The 15,174-nt window shown below is 60.8% G+C and carries 15 protein-coding genes; 9 read left to right on the top strand and 6 right to left on the bottom strand.

The window, feature by feature from the left end:
* Positions 1-69: 69 nt before the first annotated feature.
* From PFLQ2_RS07320 to PFLQ2_RS07330, 3 genes are all read right to left on the bottom strand, one after another.
* The gene (locus PFLQ2_RS07320; protein WP_003184529.1) at positions 70-666 is read right to left on the bottom strand and encodes a superoxide dismutase; all 597 of its coding nucleotides are present in this window, start codon (positions 664-666) and stop codon (positions 70-72) included.
* 175 nt (positions 667-841) lie between these two features.
* Entirely contained in the window at positions 842-1,444 is a 603-nt protein-coding gene (locus PFLQ2_RS07325) for a LysE/ArgO family amino acid transporter (protein WP_003184528.1), read from the bottom strand.
* 4 nt (positions 1,445-1,448) lie between these two features.
* Positions 1,449-1,850 carry an ACT domain-containing protein gene (locus PFLQ2_RS07330; RefSeq protein WP_003184526.1) on the bottom strand — a complete coding sequence of 134 codons (402 nt, stop codon included), beginning with the start codon at positions 1,848-1,850 and terminating at the stop codon, positions 1,449-1,451.
* A 95-nt stretch (positions 1,851-1,945) separates the two neighbouring features.
* Here PFLQ2_RS07330 and PFLQ2_RS07335 point away from each other — a divergent pair, with 95 nt between their 5' ends.
* The 4 genes from PFLQ2_RS07335 to PFLQ2_RS07350 all read left to right on the top strand — a co-directional run bounded on the left by PFLQ2_RS07335 (position 1,946) and on the right by PFLQ2_RS07350 (position 5,952).
* Entirely contained in the window at positions 1,946-2,839 is an 894-nt protein-coding gene (locus PFLQ2_RS07335; RefSeq protein ID WP_003184525.1) for a LysR family transcriptional regulator ArgP, read from the top strand.
* Between the two features lie 57 nt (positions 2,840-2,896).
* A complete protein-coding gene (locus PFLQ2_RS07340; RefSeq protein ID WP_003184523.1) occupies positions 2,897-3,889 on the top strand; it encodes an NAD-dependent epimerase/dehydratase family protein in 993 nt (330 codons plus the stop codon).
* A 107-nt stretch (positions 3,890-3,996) separates the two neighbouring features.
* Positions 3,997-4,875 (top strand): ATPase, encoded by an 879-nt coding sequence (locus PFLQ2_RS07345; protein ID WP_033046222.1) that lies wholly within the window; start codon positions 3,997-3,999, stop codon positions 4,873-4,875.
* A gap of 234 nt (positions 4,876-5,109) precedes the next feature.
* Positions 5,110-5,952, top strand: coding sequence for a cache domain-containing protein (locus PFLQ2_RS07350; protein ID WP_003184519.1), 843 nt, complete (start codon positions 5,110-5,112; stop codon positions 5,950-5,952).
* Positions 5,953-6,014: 62 nt separating this feature from the next.
* Here PFLQ2_RS07350 and rapA read toward each other — a convergent pair whose 3' ends face one another.
* On the bottom strand, positions 6,015-8,861 hold the full coding sequence (gene rapA / locus PFLQ2_RS07355; protein WP_003184517.1) for an RNA polymerase-associated protein RapA: 2,847 nt from the start codon (positions 8,859-8,861) through the stop codon (positions 6,015-6,017).
* A 249-nt stretch (positions 8,862-9,110) separates the two neighbouring features.
* On the opposite strand from rapA, the gene PFLQ2_RS07360 reads away from it, so the two are divergent.
* From PFLQ2_RS07360 to ccoM, 3 genes are all read left to right on the top strand, one after another.
* Complete coding sequence (locus tag PFLQ2_RS07360) at positions 9,111-9,452, top strand: hypothetical protein (protein ID WP_003184515.1); 342 nt, start codon at positions 9,111-9,113, stop codon at positions 9,450-9,452.
* Between the two features lie 94 nt (positions 9,453-9,546).
* Complete coding sequence (locus tag PFLQ2_RS30495) at positions 9,547-9,708, top strand: hypothetical protein (protein ID WP_003184513.1); 162 nt, start codon at positions 9,547-9,549, stop codon at positions 9,706-9,708.
* A gap of 144 nt (positions 9,709-9,852) precedes the next feature.
* Positions 9,853-9,969, top strand: a complete 117-nt coding sequence (gene ccoM / locus PFLQ2_RS30910) for a cytochrome c oxidase subunit CcoM (RefSeq protein WP_025212288.1) — start codon at positions 9,853-9,855, stop codon at positions 9,967-9,969.
* A gap of 254 nt (positions 9,970-10,223) precedes the next feature.
* Here the strand turns inward: ccoM and PFLQ2_RS07365 are convergent, their stop codons facing one another.
* Both PFLQ2_RS07365 and PFLQ2_RS07370 read right to left on the bottom strand, forming a co-directional pair.
* Entirely contained in the window at positions 10,224-11,699 is a 1,476-nt protein-coding gene (locus tag PFLQ2_RS07365; protein ID WP_003184511.1) for an inorganic phosphate transporter, read from the bottom strand.
* 367 nt (positions 11,700-12,066) lie between these two features.
* Entirely contained in the window at positions 12,067-12,267 is a 201-nt protein-coding gene (locus tag PFLQ2_RS07370; protein WP_003184509.1) for a hypothetical protein, read from the bottom strand.
* 569 nt (positions 12,268-12,836) lie between these two features.
* Here PFLQ2_RS07370 and pcaR point away from each other — a divergent pair.
* Entirely contained in the window at positions 12,837-13,679 is an 843-nt protein-coding gene (pcaR, locus tag PFLQ2_RS07375; RefSeq protein WP_003184507.1) for a pca regulon transcriptional regulator PcaR, read from the top strand.
* A 139-nt stretch (positions 13,680-13,818) separates the two neighbouring features.
* Positions 13,819-15,165 carry an MFS transporter gene (locus tag PFLQ2_RS07380; protein ID WP_003184505.1) on the top strand — a complete coding sequence of 449 codons (1,347 nt, stop codon included), beginning with the start codon at positions 13,819-13,821 and terminating at the stop codon, positions 15,163-15,165.
* Positions 15,166-15,174: the final 9 nt, after the last annotated feature.

Genomic DNA, 15,174 nt, shown 5'->3' with positions numbered 1-15,174 from the left:
GAACGTCCCGGTGATTGCGCCAGGCAAAAAAAACCCGGCCAGACGCCGGGTTTTTAACGGCAGCAGTGGTTAAGCGGTGAAGGCCTTGCCTTCGAACTGCTCGGCCACGAACTTCCAGTTGACCAGGTTCCAGAACGCTTCGACATATTTCGGGCGAACGTTGCGGTAGTCGATGTAGTAGGCGTGTTCCCATACATCGCAGGTCAGCAGCGGGGTGTCACCGCTGGTCAGCGGGTTGCCGGCACCGATGGTGCTGGCCAGGGCCAGGGAACCGTCAGCCTTTTTCACCAGCCAGCCCCAACCGGAACCGAAGGTGCCGATGGAGGTTTTGCTGAACTCTTCCTTGAACTTGTCGAACGAACCGAAGGCTTTGTTGATAGCTTCGGCCAGCGCGCCGGTAGGTTCACCGCCAGCGTTTGGCGCCAGGCAGTTCCAGTAGAAGGTGTGGTTCCAGACCTGAGCGGCGTTGTTGAAGATGCCGCCGGAGGAAGTCTTGACGATTTCTTCCAGGGTCTTGCCTTCGAACTCGGTGCCAGGTACCAGGTTGTTCAGGTTCACGACATAGGTGTTGTGGTGCTTGTCGTGGTGGTATTCCAGAGTCTCTTTGGAGATGTGCGGCTGCAGGGCGTCGTGTGGATAGGGCAGCGGCGGCAATTCGAAAGCCATGGTGATTCTCCTAATCAGGTCAGTTGCGGTGAGCGCAAGGCCGATCACGGGCGGCCAGACTAGCGCCGGGGAGTTTGTACTCTTTGCGGCGCAGGAGTCGGATCATAGCACCGGGGGTGCGGCATAACCACGCAACAACTGTGTGGGATAGAGGTTCCAGAGCGGTTTGGAATAATCAGCCGTTGACGATCAATTGCGCAGCCACGGTCAACATCATCCCGGCCACCAGCAGGTCCATGATCCGCCAGGTGCTTGGGCGGGCCAGCCAAGGGGCCAGCCATGCGGCGCCGAAGGCCAGGGTGAAGAACCACAGCAGCGAGGCACTGGCTGCGCCCATGACATAGGCGCCGGGCACGCTCTGCTGTGCACCGAGGGAACCGATCAGCAGCACGGTGTCGAGATAAACGTGGGGATTGAGCAGCGTCACCGCCAACGCACTGAGCAGCACTGCTCGCAGTGAGCGCACGGCCTGGTTCTGGCCCTGTTGCAGGCTCTGCTTCGAACAGGCCCGACGCAACGCCAGGCAGCCGTACCAGAGCAGGAACGCCGCGCCGCCCCAGCGGGCAATCGACAGCAGCAAGGGACTCTGGGCCAACAACGTCGCCAGGCCGAAAACGCCGGCGGCCACCAGCAACGCGTCGAAAGTGACGCACAGCGCCGCCACAGGCAGGTGATGTTCGCGGCGCAGGCTCTGGGCCAGGACAAACGCGTTCTGGGCACCAATGGCCATGATCAGCCCGAGGGCCACCAGCAGCCCATTCACATAACTTTGCCACATAGGTTCATGCTCCGCTGATGGCCAGTTGCTTGAGAACGTCCATGGCCCGCTCGGCATCGTCCTGGCCGACGAACAAATGGTCGTGGTAGTAGCCGGCAACGACGTTGCAACTGATACCGGCGGTGCCCAGTGCGGTAGCGAACGCGGCGGTCAGGCCAACGGCTTGCAGGGCCGAATGCACGTTCAGGGTGATCCAGGCGGCGACATAGTCGAAGCTCAACCCGGCGTCTTCGGCCTGGGTTTTTTCCAGAATCACCGTCAGTCCTTCCTGTTCCTTGAAGCTGCCGAGCGGTTCCAGGCCTGTGGGCAATGGACCGTTGGGCAGGCTGCAGAACACATATTGGCCATGGTTGAGCTGCGGGCTCATGCTGCGCAGCAGGACGGACAGTGAGGTTTCGCCAGCCATGATGTTTGTTCCTTGCGGGTTCGAATGCTGGCCATTCTCCTGCGAGACTCTGTATAAGAAAAACCAATATTGCTCATCGCTCATTAGGAAAACTGATGTTCGACTACAAATTGCTTTCTGCCCTGGCTGCGGTGGTCGAACAAGCCGGGTTCGAGCGTGCGGCCCAAGTGCTGGGCTTGTCGCAATCGGCTATTTCCCAGCGAATCAAGCTGCTGGAAGCGCGCATCGGCCAGCCAGTGCTGGTGCGCGCCGCGCCGCCGGTGCCCACGGAGATCGGTCGCCGGCTACTCAACCATGTGCAACAGGTGCGCCTGCTGGAGCGCGACTTGCAAAGCCTGGTGCCGGCGCTGGATGAGGAGGGCCTGCCGGAGCGCCTGCGCATCGCCCTGAACGCCGACAGCCTGGCAACCTGGTGGGCGGCGGCGGTAAGCGATTTCTGCGCAGCGCACCACTTGTTGCTCGACCTGGTGGTGGAAGACCAGAACGTTGGCCTCAAGCGCATGCGCGCTGGCGAAGTGGCAGCCTGTGTCTGCGCCAGTGAGCGCCCGGTGGCCGGCGCCCGCAGTGTGTTGCTGGGGGCCATGCGTTATCGAGCGCTGGCCAGCCCCGCGTTCATTGCCCGGCATTTCCCCGAGGGTGTGCGGGCCGATCTTTTGGCCCGCACACCGGCATTGGTGTTCGGCCCCGATGACTTCCTGCAACACCGCTACCTGGCCTCCGTGGGCGTCGAGGGCGGATTCGAACACCATTTGTGCCCATCTTCCGAAGGCTTCATTCGCTTCACCGAGGCCGGACTGGGCTGGGGCCTCGTGCCGGAACTGCAAGTACGGGATCAGTTGGAGCGGGGTGTGTTGGTGGAATTGTTGGCAGATAAACCGATCGATGTGCCGCTGTACTGGCATCATTGGCGCAATGGCGGGCAGTTGCTCGGTTTACTGACCGAGCAACTGATCGCAGCGGCAAGCAGTACGCTGCAAGCAGTAAGTTGAAAGTCCTTGGCTTGAAGCGTGCGGCTTGCCGCTCGAATCTGATTTTTAGGAGCATGCATGAAAATTCTGGTCACCGGCGCGAGCGGCTTCATCGGCGGGCGCTTTGCGCGTTTCGCCCTGGAGCAGGGCCTGGATGTTCGGGTCAATGGCCGCCGGGCCGAGAGCGTGGAGCACCTGGTGCGTCGCGGTGCGCAGTTTGTGCAGGGGGACCTGAACGACCCGTTGCTGGCCCGCGATCTGTGCCTGGATGTCGAGGCCGTGGTGCATTGCGCCGGATCGGTGGGACTCTGGGGACGCTATCAGGATTTTCACCAGGGCAATGTCCAGGTCACGGAAAACATCGTCGAGGCGTGCCTGAAGCAGAAGGTCCGCCGCCTGGTCCACCTGTCGTCACCGTCGATTTATTTTGACGGTCGCGACCACCTCGGCTTGACCGAAGAACAAGTGCCCAAGCGCTTCAAGCACCCTTACGCCGCCACCAAATACCTGGCCGAGCAAAAAGTCTTCGGTGCCCAGGAGTTCGGCCTCGAAGTCCTGGCCCTGCGCCCGCGTTTCGTGACCGGCGCTGGCGACATGAGCATTTTCCCGCGCCTGTTGAAAATGCAGCGCAAGGGGCGCCTGGCGATTGTCGGCAACGGGCTGAACAAAGTCGACTTCACCAGCATGCAGAACCTCAACGAAGCCTTGCTCAGCAGCCTGCTGGCGGCCGATTCAGCGTTGGGCAAGGCCTACAACATCAGCAACGGGGCACCGGTTCCGTTGTGGGATGTGGTCAATTATGTGATGCGACAGATGGACGTCCCACAGGTCCGGCGTTATCGCTCCTACGGCTTGGCCTACAGTGTCGCAGCCCTGAACGAAGGCGTGTGCAAGTTGTGGCCGGGGCGGCCCGAGCCGACGCTGTCGCGCCTGGGTATGCAGGTCATGAACAAAAATTTCACCCTGGACATCGGCCGGGCGCGGCATCATCTCGATTACGATCCGCAGGTCAGCCTGTGGACCGCCCTGGATGAATTTTGCGCCTGGTGGAGGGTCCAACACGCCCATTGATCGGCCCGCCGTGAACCGAGTGCCAGGTTCGGGGTCAATCGGTGCGGCGGGCGAGGGGGTTATACTCGCCGCATCAAGCCATTGCCGGTTTCCCAAAGGTTCAGCTCATGCCCATGCGTAACGATGCCAACGACGACTTCGATGATGTACCGAGCCTGCGGATGCGGGCCGACATTCCCGATGACGATGATTTCCTGCCCAACCGCCCGCCTCACGTGCAGGCGCGCCCGGCGCCCGCTGCTGCGGCCAAGGCCAAGGTCAAGGGGCCCAGCACCGGGCCGCTGTGGGCATTGGTCGGCGCGTTGCTGTGTGCCTTTGGCTTTCTCGCCTGGTGGAGCTTCCAGCAGATTTCCCTGATGGAACAGCAACTGGTGGCCACCCAGGAAAGCTTCGCCCGGATCAGTGAGGATGCAGCGGGGCGTTTGCAGGACATTTCCGGCAAAGTGGTCGCTGGGCAGTCCAACGTCATGAGCGACAGTGAAGCCTTGAAATTGCAGATCAAGCAGTTGGACACCAAGCTGCAAGAGCAGAGCCGGCAGTTCGACAGCAAGCTGCAGGAACAATACAAAGCACAGCAAGCCACGTTCGGTCCGTCCGCCGACCTGGACAAGGAACTGGCCCAGATCATTGCCCAAGCCAATGAACAGCAGAACGCCAACACTCAGCTGCAAGCTTCCAACAAGGAGCTCCAGGCACAGGTCAAGGCGTTGTCGGCTGAAGTCACCGCCCTGAAGAACCAAGGCGAGGGCGGTGCCCTGGATGCCCAGCTCAAGAGCATCGGCGCTGACATCACTGCGCTGAAAAGAGCCACCTCCAACTCAGCTATCGAGCGTCTCGAGCAGGAGATAGTCGTGCTCAAGAGTCAGCAGGATAACGGCAACACGGCCGAGTTCGACGCCTTCCGCGGCCAGGTCACCCGCAATATCAATACCCTGCAAGCGCAGATCCAGCATCTGCAGCAGCAGCTCAGTGCCCGGGCTCAATGACAAACCTGTGAGAACTTGCCCGAGAGTTGATGGGGGCAGTCAGTACCCCATCGCGAGCAAGCTCGCTCCCCCAGGTTATGCAGAGGCCGGCTAGCCCCTAGTGAAAGCGAGCTTGCTCGCGATGGCTTTGTCCCGGTCAAAACTGCATTGCCCCAACACAGTTTCCTGAATACTCCCACATCACCCCGCGCCGTCTACGCTCTTGAGACACCAACAAGAACGAGGGGCGCGCGTATGGGGTTTTTTCGTAGGATGGCCTGGTTGGGCGTAATGCTGGTGCTGGGGCTGCCAGCGGTTCATGCCGCGACACCCGACGACGGCCAGGCAGCCCGGGCGCTGCTGGAAAAGGCCTTGGCCTATTACCACGACAATGGCGACAAGGCGTTTGCCGCCTTCAGTCGCCAAGGGGAGTTCGTCGACAAGGACCGCTACGTCTTCGTGGTGGATACCCAAGGCGTGATGCTCGCCAGCGGTGGGCCGTCGTCGGCGCTGATTGGGCGCGACGTGTCCGAGATCCTCGGACCGGACCTGCGCAAAGCGTTCAAGGACGCCCTTAAAACCCCCGAGGCCAGCGGCATCCAGCAGGCCGAATACCGCTGGCAGAACTGGGCGGACGGCAAGGTCGAGCGCAAGCATGTGTACTTCCAACGGGTCGGTGAGCGAATCCTGGCCGTCGGCTACTATCTGCCACGGGCTTCTGCCGAACAGGCCAAGGCGCTGCTGGACAAGGCTTCGAGCGATTTGCTGAAGAATGAGAAAGCGACGTTGACGGCGATCAATTCCCTCAAGGGCGGTTACTTGCAGGATGACCTGTATGTCTTTGTCGTTGACCTCGACACTCGGCGGTACGTGGGCCACGGCACCAATCTGCGTTTGATCAATACCGACTTCTCGAAGATCAAGGACCCGGATGGCAAGCCGGTGGGCGAGCCGATCCTGGCCATGATCGGCAAGCAGGACGCGGGGGAGTATGAGTATCGCTGGAAAAACCCAGTGACCGGCAAGGTCGAGGACAAGCACGCGTACCTGAAGAAGGTCGGGCATTTCCTCGTGGCGGTGGGGTATTACAGCCCCTGAACGTGGTGAGGGAGCAAGCTCCCTCACCACGTAAGCTCTGTGTTACAGGTGAATCGGGTTAATCAACCCGCCACCAACACCCGAATCGCCTCCAGGCGCAAAGCCGCCTTCTCAAGCATCGCCAGGCCTTGTTCGCGCTGTTGGCGCAGGGCCACCAGCTCGCTGTCGCGCACGGTCGGGTTGACTGCTTGCAGGGCGGTCAGGCGCGCCAGTTCCTCATCGGTATCGGCGGCCAGGCGCCGCTGGGCCTCGGCTACGCGTTCGGCGTGGCGCGGGGCGATCTTCTCTTCGCCGGCGTTGATCCGTGGCGTGAGCTGGTCGCGTTGGGCCTGGATGAACTTGTTGGCGCTGGCGCGGGGCACGCTTTCGAGCTGGTCATTGAGGGTTTCGAACGTGACCCGGGCGGCCAGGTCGTTGCCGTTGGTGTCCAGCAGGCAGCGCAGGGCGGCCGGTGGCAGGTAGCGCCCCAGTTGCAGTGAGCGCGGGGCAACCACTTCGCTGACGTAGAGCAGCTCCAGCAACACGGTGCCAGGCTTGAGGGCCTTGTTCTTGATCAGCGCCACGGCGGTGTTGCCCATGGAGCCGGACAGCACCAGGTCCATGCCACCTTGCACCATCGGGTGCTCCCACGTGATGAACTGCATGTCTTCGCGAGACAGCGCCTGGTTGCGGTCGTAAGTAATGGTCACGCCTTCGTCGTCGCCCAGCGGGAAGCTGGCGTCGAGCATTTTTTCGCTCGGCTTGAGAATCAGCGCGTTTTCCGAATGGTCCTCGCTGTCGATGCCGAACGCGTCGAACAGGGTTTCCATGTAGATCGGCAGGGCAAACTGGTCGTCCTGCTCAAGAATGGCTTCCACCAGCGCATCGCCTTCACCCGCGCCGCCGGAGTTGAGCTCCAGCAAACGGTCGCGACCGGTATGCAGCTCGGCTTCCAGGCGCTCGCGTTCGGTGCGGGCCTCGTCGATCAGGGCTTGCCATTGGCCGTCGTCGGCTTCTTCCAGCAATGGCAGCAGGCGCGGGCCGAACTGATGCTGCAAGGCGTTGCCGGTCGGGCACGTGTTGAGGAAAGCGTTCAGGGCTTCGTGATACCACTGGAACAGGCGCGCTTGCGGGCTGGTTTCCAGATACGGCACATGCAGCTCGATGGTGTGCTTCTGGCCGATCCGGTCCAGGCGACCGATTCGTTGTTCCAGCAGGTCCGGGTGCGACGGCAGATCGAACAGCACCAGGTGATGGGCGAATTGGAAGTTACGACCCTCACTGCCGATTTCCGAGCAGATCAACACCTGGGCGCCAAACTCTTCATCAGCGAAATAGGCCGCCGCGCGGTCACGCTCAAGGATATTCATGCCTTCATGGAAAACCGTGGCCGGGATGCCGGAACGCACGCGCAGGGCGTCTTCCAGGTCCATGGCGGTTTCCGCGTGGGCACAGATCACCAGCACTTTGGTTCGCTTGAGCATCTTCAGGGTGTCGATGAGCCATTCGACGCGCGGGTCGAAGCGCCACCAGCGTTCTTCTTCGCTGGCGTCCGGCTGTGCCTGGAAGCTGACTTCCGGATACAGCTCGGGATGATCGCCCAGGGGCAGCTCGAGGTATTCATCCGGGCACGGCAACGGATAAGCGTGCAGCTTGCGCTCAGGGAAGCCCTGCACGGCGGCGCGGGTGTTGCGAAACAGCACGCGGCCGGTGCCGTGGCGGTCCAGCAGTTCGCGCACCAGGCGGGCGCTGGCTTCGACATCGCCATCATTGACAGCGGTCAGCAAGGCCTCGCCTTCGTTGCCCAGGAAACCCTGGATAGTCTTGTGGGCCGCAGGCGAAAGGCGACCCTTGTCCAGTAGCTCCTGCACGGCTTCGGCCACCGGGCGATAGTTCTCGCTCTCGGCGCGGAAGGCCTTGAGGTCATGAAAGCGGTTCGGGTCCAGCAGGCGCAGGCGGGCGAAGTGGCTGTCCTGGCCCAGTTGTTCCGGGGTGGCGGTCAACAGCAGCACGCCGGGGATGGTTTCGGCCAGTTGCTCGACCAGCGCGTATTGCGGGCTGGCCTGATCTTCGTGCCACACCAGGTGGTGGGCTTCGTCGACCACCATCAGGTCCCAGCCGGCGGCGAACAGCGCGTCCTGGGCCTTCTCGTCGTCCACCAGCCACTCCAGCGCCACCAGGGCCAACTGAGTGTCTTCGAACGGGTTGCTGGCATCGCTTTCGATGAAGCGTTCTTCGTCGAACAGCGCAACCTGCAGGTTGAAGCGTCGACGCATTTCCACCAGCCACTGGTGCTGGAGGTTTTCCGGCACCAGGATCAACACGCGGTTGGCGCGGCCGGAGAGCAGTTGACGGTGGATGACCAGGCCGGCCTCGATGGTCTTGCCCAGGCCCACTTCGTCCGCCAGCAATACCCGCGGTGCGATGCGGTCGGCCACTTCACGGGCAATATGCAGTTGGTGGGCGATGGGTTGGGCGCGCACGCCGCCCAGGCCCCAAAGCGAAGACTGCAGTTGGCGACTGGTGTGTTCCAGGGTGTGGTAGCGCAGGGAGAACCAGGCCAGCGGGTCGATCTGGCCGGCGAACAGACGGTCGCTGGCCAGGCGGAACTGGATGAAGTTCGACAGCTGGGTTTCCGGCAGCGTAACGACTTCGTTCTGCCCGTTGAGGCCGTGATAGACCAGCAGTCCATCGACATCGTCGACTTCGCGCACGGTCATTTTCCAACCTTCGAAGTGAGTGATCACATCGCCCGGGGAAAACCGTACACGGGTGAGGGGCGCATTCCGTAGCGCGTACTGGCGAGTGTCGCCAGTGGCCGGATAGAGCACGGTCAACAAGCGGCCGTCCTGTGCCAGAACGGTGCCTAAACCCAGCTCGGCTTCGCTGTCACTGATCCAGCGTTGCCCCGGTTGATACTGCTGCGCCATGCTGCCTGACTCCCGCCCTGAAAAAGCCGGTTATCTTAACGGAATGATCCTTCAGACCAAAGAAATTACGTACGCGCCACGCTGCTGTGGTGCGGATTCTTCGCTCGGCGGCATGGAACTTAAGCGAGCGGAGCGATCCAACTAGCTCGGCCCCGGGGATTGCTGCAATGCCAACCGGGTCACAAGTTTCAGACCGGCGGTTCAAGCTGCCCCATTCATAGCCGACAACCTGAAGACAAGGAGACCTTTATGTTGCCACCCATGCTCCCATTGAGCGTCGTACCCATCACCGCTCAGCAGGATCCGGTTCGCCAACGACCGGATATACCGCCCGTGGTGCCGGTACAGCAAAGCTCCAACGAAAGCACTATCGACCTGCAAAACCGTGATCCGGAAGAGGGCGCGCTGCTGCTGCGTGAGGAACAACGTCGTCAACAGGAACGCGACAAGCGACGCCGTGAAGCCGATGAAGACCCCGGAGAACATTTGGCCGTGCCGGGCACCGAACTGAACGCCGATAATACCGTGCCCGTGGTGCCGTTGATCGATGATGAGTCGCGCCAAGGCCTGTGGGTCGATATCCAGATCTGATTCAGGTATTGGTCAAGGCGAGCAGGCTGGTCAACGCCGCCAACAGCCCGCATCATGGGCGTATCCGCCATTTACTGCACGATGCCGACACACCATGAGCCAAGACGACAAACTGATTGACCTCAGTGCTGAGCGCGCCAAGCGCGTTCACGACCTCAACGAAAAGCGCCTCAATGAAGTTCGCCAGGCTTTCGAGCAGGCCATGCCGCTGGGCAAGCCGAAGAAAAAACCGAAAAACAAACCGAAAAAGCGCTGAACCCCCTCGATCCATTGATGCAGATCAGTTATTCCCCCACCTTTGCGCCCCGTTGCGGGCGTTATTGACCCCGGTCAATTCTTATCCAGGCCTGATTGGTTAACTTGAACCCATCGCAACAGGGGCAAGACCAGGAGGCCAGTCATGTTTTTCGATAATGTGGTGTTTGCCGGGGTGTTGACGGTCGGCCTCATGTTCGTGTTTTTCGCAGGCTTTGGATTATTCATCTGGAAAGATGCACACAAACGCAAAAAACCGTAGGTCTTTCCGGCTACAACGAGCACGCAAGGCATTTTGGGCGACTTCGGTCGCCCTTTTTTTTTGCCAAATTTTCTGTTCCACACGGAACCCTGTGGGAGCGGGCTTGCTCGCGAAGACGTCGTGTCGGTTATTTATAGAGTGACTGGCACACCGCTTTCGCGAGCAAGCCCGCTCCCACAGTGTTCTGATCAATATTTTAGCGTAAAAAAAGGTGCGACCTATGAGGGTCGCACCTTTTTTATGGGCCGCTGGAATCAGCTGCCGAGGGCGATGGACGCCAGCCAGAACAGCCCGGCCGACAGCGCCACCGTCGCCGGCAGGGTCAATACCCAGGCCAGCAGGATATTGCGCACGGTGCCGCCTTGCAGGCCGCTCTTGTTGGCGACCATGGTGCCGGCCACGCCCGAGGACAATACATGGGTGGTGGAAACCGGCAGGCTGAAGATGTTCGCCAAGCCGATCATGCACGCGGTGGTGATCTGCGCCGACATGCCCTGGGCGTAAGTCATGCCTTGCTTGCCGATCTTCTCGCCAATGGTCAGTACCACGCGCTTCCAGCCGACCATGGTGCCCAGGCCCAGCGCCAGTGCAACCGCCAGGATCACCCAGAACGGCGCGTATTCGGTGGTGCCGGTCAGGTCTTTGCGCAGCTTGTTCAGGTCGTCTTTCTCACGGGCCGCCAGGCCTGGCAATTTACCGACCTTCTTCGCCGTGTCATCCAGGCAGAGCAGGTAGCGACGCACTTCGATACGGCTTTCCGACGGCAACGAATGATAGTCGGCCACGCCTTTGAGCGTGTCGAGCAGGGCATTGATGGTCGGCTCGGTCTGCTGCGGGTTGCAACGGAATTTCTCCGGCAGATCGCCTTCCACGCTTTTGCCCAGCGCCAGGAATTCGCCCAGTGATTCGTTGTTGCGCTTGTAGAACTGGCTCAAGTGCAGGGTCGCGTCACGGGTTCGCTCGATCTGATAGGTGGTGCTGCTCAGGTCGAGTACGAACTGCGAGGGCACGATGCCGATCAGCACCAGCATGATCAGGCCGATGCCTTTCTGGCCATCGTTTGAGCCATGGACAAAGCTGACGGCCATGGCCGAAATCACCAATACCAAGCGATTCCAGAACGGCGGATGTTTCTTGTCGTCGATCTTGCGGCGCTGTTCCGGTGTCTTGTGCATCTTCGACAACGGGCGCCATGCCTTGAGGCCAATCAATACCAGGGCGGCGACCAGGAAACCCGCCATCGGCGAGAACACCAGGGAGGCACCGATATCGATCGCCTTCTGCCAGTTCACGCCGTCGGCCAACGGGATATCGTTGATCAATGCGTTGGCCAGGCCCACGCCGAGGATCGAACCGATCAAGGTGTGGGAACTGGAAGCCGGGATACCGAAATACCAGGTGCCCAGGTTCCAGGTGATGGCCGCTGCGAGCAGCGAAAACACCATGGCCAGCCCGTGTCCGGTGTTCACATTGATCAGCAGCTCCACGGGCAACAGGTGGACGATGGCATACGCCACCCCCACGCCGCCCAACAGCACACCGAGGAAGTTGAACACACCGGAAAAGAACACCGCCAGGTGAGGCGGCATGGCTTTGGTGTAGATAACAGTGGCAACCGCGTTAGCGGTGTCATGAAAGCCGTTGATGAACTCGAAGGCGAGGACAAAAGCCAGGGCGAGCAAGAGGCTCACAAGCACCCAAGCATCCAGTCCGCTGAATAAATCGATCATGAAGGTTTTCTGACCCGGTCATAAGGGGGCGCGATTATGCCAGAAAACCTGGGTAATCGATGCACTGCCTGCTCATCGGTAACATTCTTCAACGAAATAATTTGTAGGAAACCCTCTGGTACAAGGTGTCCAGCGGGGTGCGCAACCCTTTGATTCAGGGGCGGAAAGGGCGGCAGGCATGCCTCGTCTCGACACTGAAAGGCGTGCCAGACGGTTGTCTGAAATATCTGAAAGAACTGTGAGTCCTGGGTTCCTCCCGAGCGTTGGGCTTGGGGAGGTGACGGCCCGCTCATGGCAGGCGCCCGTTATCGGTCTGCGGCCCGGGTGTCGGCCGCAGACTGCTTCACAAGAACATCCGGCCGGCGCATCACTGCTCTTCGGCTTTTAGTTCTTTTTCCATTTTCTGAAGTTCCTGGGTGAAGGCCTGGTCCTGAACGGTGGCGCGTTTGCGCCAGGGTTTGCGTTCCGGTTCAGGTTGAGCGGCATAGGTGGTGACTTCCCCGCCGTAAACTTCCTTGTAACGTTGTTCCTGGCGCTCAAGTTCCGCGCGCAGTTCGTCTTTCGTCACAGTTGTACCTAATTAATAAAGATTTAATCTGGTGATACGCACTGCATGCAGGCATGCAGACGGCCACGGCACCAGAGCTGACAGCTGACGTAGCATCAGGACTTCGTGTTATCGCCAATACAGGGATGCGACCCTGAAAGTGCTCCGGGCACTGCAGTATGGAACCACTGTGCCTGGGGACGGGAGCGGTCGAATGCCCGTACCGTCACTGAATCGCATTATAGCGGTCCAGCCGAATAACACTACGGGGAAATATTAAAGGTGCCCGTTGTTGTGTGAATCGATATTTGTATCTTGCAAGTCCGGCAACTCCGTTGCAGCCGGTCTGGCGAGTACTGTTATCAAGAGGCCATTTACCGCGACAAGTTCAATATCACTCGCAGGGGACAATTCAGACCGCTTGCCACCTTGGCCTGTCATTGGATCCTGGGGCGGGCGGCGAGCGCCATGAACTTCTTGATTGCGATTATCGGTCGCCGGTTCGATAATCGAACAGTCTTGGCGGGCAGGTCTTGTCTGTCCTCTGGCAGCCGCTTGTAATAGCCGTCATTCCCCGCGAAGGACCCGACATGAACGATCAATTGCGAAACGCCTTCACCTCAGTCGCGCCACCGATTGTCGCCTCACCGGCCAAGCGAATCCAGGCGCTGACCGGCGATCCGGATTTCATGACGTCCCTGGCCCGCGGCCTGGCGGTGGTCCAGGCTTTTCAAGAGCGCAAGCGGCATTTGACCATTGCCCAGATCAGCCACCGCACGGAAATCCCCCGCGCCGCCGTCAGGCGCTGCCTGCATACGTTGATCAAGCTAGGCTACGCCACCACCGACGGGCGCACCTATTCATTGCTGCCCAAAGTCTTGACCCTCGGGCACGCCTACCTGTCGTCGACGCCCCTGGCCGTTTCAGCCCAGCCGTACCTGGACCGCATGAGCGAGCAACTGCACGAAGCCTGCAACATGGCGACGCTTGAAGGCGACGACATCCTCTACATCGCGCGGTCGGCCACTACCCAGCGGCTGATTTCGGTGGACCTGTCGGTGGGTGGGCGCCTGCCGGCCTATTGCACCTCGATGGGCAGAATCCTGCTGGCAGCCCTGGATGACGCTTCGCTGCGTGATTACCTCGACCATGCCGACCTGCAAGCCAAGACCAGCCGGACCTTGCACACCCCCGAGGCGTTGCTGGAATGCCTGCAGCAAGTTCGGCAGCAGGGCTGGTGCATCGTCGACCAGGAACTGGAACAGGGCCTGCGATCGATTGCCGTGCCGGTGTACGACGCTTCCGGCCAGGTAGTGGCGGCGCTGAACGTCAGCACCCACGCCGGGCGCGTGAGCCGCAATGAACTGGAACAGCGTTTCCTGCCAGGCCTGCTGGGAGCCAGTCGCGATCTGAGCGCGCAGCTGTTCACGTAAGCTGTTCGATAAACGCACACACTCGGCTGCGATGAATTGACGGTATTCGGCTGGCCTCATTAATGTCGCGCAGCGTTATCCGGCGTGTTTGCCGGTCTCCAATCGTTCGCCTGCGTTTCTTGCGTGGAATAAAAATAATATGAATCAGCCCCAGACCTCCGTTGGCAACTGCCTCGATGTGCAGTCCTTCATCAATGCCCAGCCCATCTCCCGCTATCAATGGCGAGTGGTGATCCTCTGCTTTCTGATTGTCTTTCTCGATGGCCTCGACACGGCAGCCATGGGTTTCATTGCGCCGGCGCTGTCCCAGGATTGGGGGATTGATCGTGCCAGCCTCGGCCCGGTGATGAGCGCCGCGCTGATCGGCATGGTGTTTGGCGCCCTCGGTTCCGGCCCATTGGCTGACCGCTTCGGGCGAAAAGTCGTACTGGTGGGCGCGGTCCTGCTGTTCGGCGCGTTCAGCCTGGCGTCGGCCTACAGCTCCAATGTCGATCAACTGCTGGTGCTGCGTTTCCTGACCGGGCTGGGCCTCGGTGCGGGGATGCCGAACGCCACGACCTTGCTGTCGGAATACACGCCGGAGCGCAAGAAATCCCTGTTGGTGACCAGCATGTTCTGCGGCTTCAACCTGGGCATGGCCGGCGGCGGGTTCATATCCGCCAAGCTGATACCGGCGTTCGGCTGGCACAGCCTGTTGTTGCTCGGTGGGATTCTGCCGTTGATTTTGGCCGTGGTGCTGCTGGTCTGGTTGCCGGAGTCGGCGCGTTACCTGGTGGTGCGTAATCGCGGCACCGACAAAGTACGCAAGGCCCTGGCGCCGATCGATCCGACCACGATTGCCCAAGCGGCGAGTTTCAGTGTGCCGGAGCAGAAGACCGTAAAAGCCCGCAACGTGCTGGCGGTGATCTTCTCTGGCACCTACAGCGCCGGCACGCTGCTGCTGTGGCTGACTTATTTCATGGGCCTGGTGATCGTCTATCTGCTGACCAGCTGGTTGCCGACGTTGATGCGCGACAGCGGGGCGAGCATGGAGCAGGCGGCGTTCATCGGCGCGTTGTTTCAGTTTGGCGGTGTGTTGAGCGCCGTCGGCGTGGGCTGGGCGATGGATCGGTTCAATCCGCACAAGGTGATCGGTATTTTCTACCTGATGGCCGGGATCTTTGCCTACGCCGTAGGCCAGAGCCTAGGCAATATCACCTTACTCGCCACGCTGGTGCTGGTGGCCGGCATGTGCGTCAACGGCGCGCAATCGGCGATGCCCTCGCTCGCCGCGCGCTTCTATCCGACCCAAGGCCGGGCCACCGGGGTGTCATGGATGCTCGGCATCGGTCGTTTCGGCGCGATCCTCGGCGCCTGGATGGGCGCGACCCTGTTGGGCCTGGGCTGGAACTTCGAGCAAGTCCTGACCGCGCTGGTGATACCTGCCGCCCTTGCGACCACCGCAGTCGTGATCAAGGGCATGGTCAGCCATGCGGATGCGACCTGAGCCACGGGC

The sequence above is a fragment of the Pseudomonas fluorescens Q2-87 genome, from assembly GCF_000281895.1.
GTDB classification, from domain to species: domain Bacteria; phylum Pseudomonadota; class Gammaproteobacteria; order Pseudomonadales; family Pseudomonadaceae; genus Aquipseudomonas; species Aquipseudomonas fluorescens_S.
The sequence above is the reverse complement of the archived record's forward strand: the minus strand, read 5'-3'. Positions and strand labels throughout refer to the sequence as shown.

What these genes read in the sequence shown, in the direction of transcription:
- PFLQ2_RS30495 (WP_003184513.1), top strand. Translation starts at nt 9,547, where the DNA reads ATGAGCCAAGACGACAAACTGATTGACCTCAGTGCTGAGCGCGCCAAG.
- pcaR (WP_003184507.1), top strand. Translation starts at nt 12,837, where the DNA reads ATGAACGATCAATTGCGAAACGCCTTCACCTCAGTCGCGCCACCGATT.
- PFLQ2_RS07320 (WP_003184529.1), bottom strand. Translation starts at nt 666, where the DNA reads ATGGCTTTCGAATTGCCGCCGCTGCCCTATCCACACGACGCCCTGCAG.
- PFLQ2_RS07325 (WP_003184528.1), bottom strand. Translation starts at nt 1,444, where the DNA reads ATGTGGCAAAGTTATGTGAATGGGCTGCTGGTGGCCCTCGGGCTGATC.
- PFLQ2_RS07380 (WP_003184505.1), top strand. Translation starts at nt 13,819, where the DNA reads ATGAATCAGCCCCAGACCTCCGTTGGCAACTGCCTCGATGTGCAGTCC.
- PFLQ2_RS07345 (WP_033046222.1), top strand. Translation starts at nt 3,997, where the DNA reads ATGCCCATGCGTAACGATGCCAACGACGACTTCGATGATGTACCGAGC.
- PFLQ2_RS07365 (WP_003184511.1), bottom strand. Translation starts at nt 11,699, where the DNA reads ATGATCGATTTATTCAGCGGACTGGATGCTTGGGTGCTTGTGAGCCTC.
- rapA (WP_003184517.1), bottom strand. Translation starts at nt 8,861, where the DNA reads ATGGCGCAGCAGTATCAACCGGGGCAACGCTGGATCAGTGACAGCGAA.
- PFLQ2_RS07360 (WP_003184515.1), top strand. Translation starts at nt 9,111, where the DNA reads ATGTTGCCACCCATGCTCCCATTGAGCGTCGTACCCATCACCGCTCAG.
- PFLQ2_RS07350 (WP_003184519.1), top strand. Translation starts at nt 5,110, where the DNA reads ATGGGGTTTTTTCGTAGGATGGCCTGGTTGGGCGTAATGCTGGTGCTG.
- ccoM (WP_025212288.1), top strand. Translation starts at nt 9,853, where the DNA reads ATGTTTTTCGATAATGTGGTGTTTGCCGGGGTGTTGACGGTCGGCCTC.
- PFLQ2_RS07335 (WP_003184525.1), top strand. Translation starts at nt 1,946, where the DNA reads ATGTTCGACTACAAATTGCTTTCTGCCCTGGCTGCGGTGGTCGAACAA.
- PFLQ2_RS07340 (WP_003184523.1), top strand. Translation starts at nt 2,897, where the DNA reads ATGAAAATTCTGGTCACCGGCGCGAGCGGCTTCATCGGCGGGCGCTTT.
- PFLQ2_RS07330 (WP_003184526.1), bottom strand. Translation starts at nt 1,850, where the DNA reads ATGGCTGGCGAAACCTCACTGTCCGTCCTGCTGCGCAGCATGAGCCCG.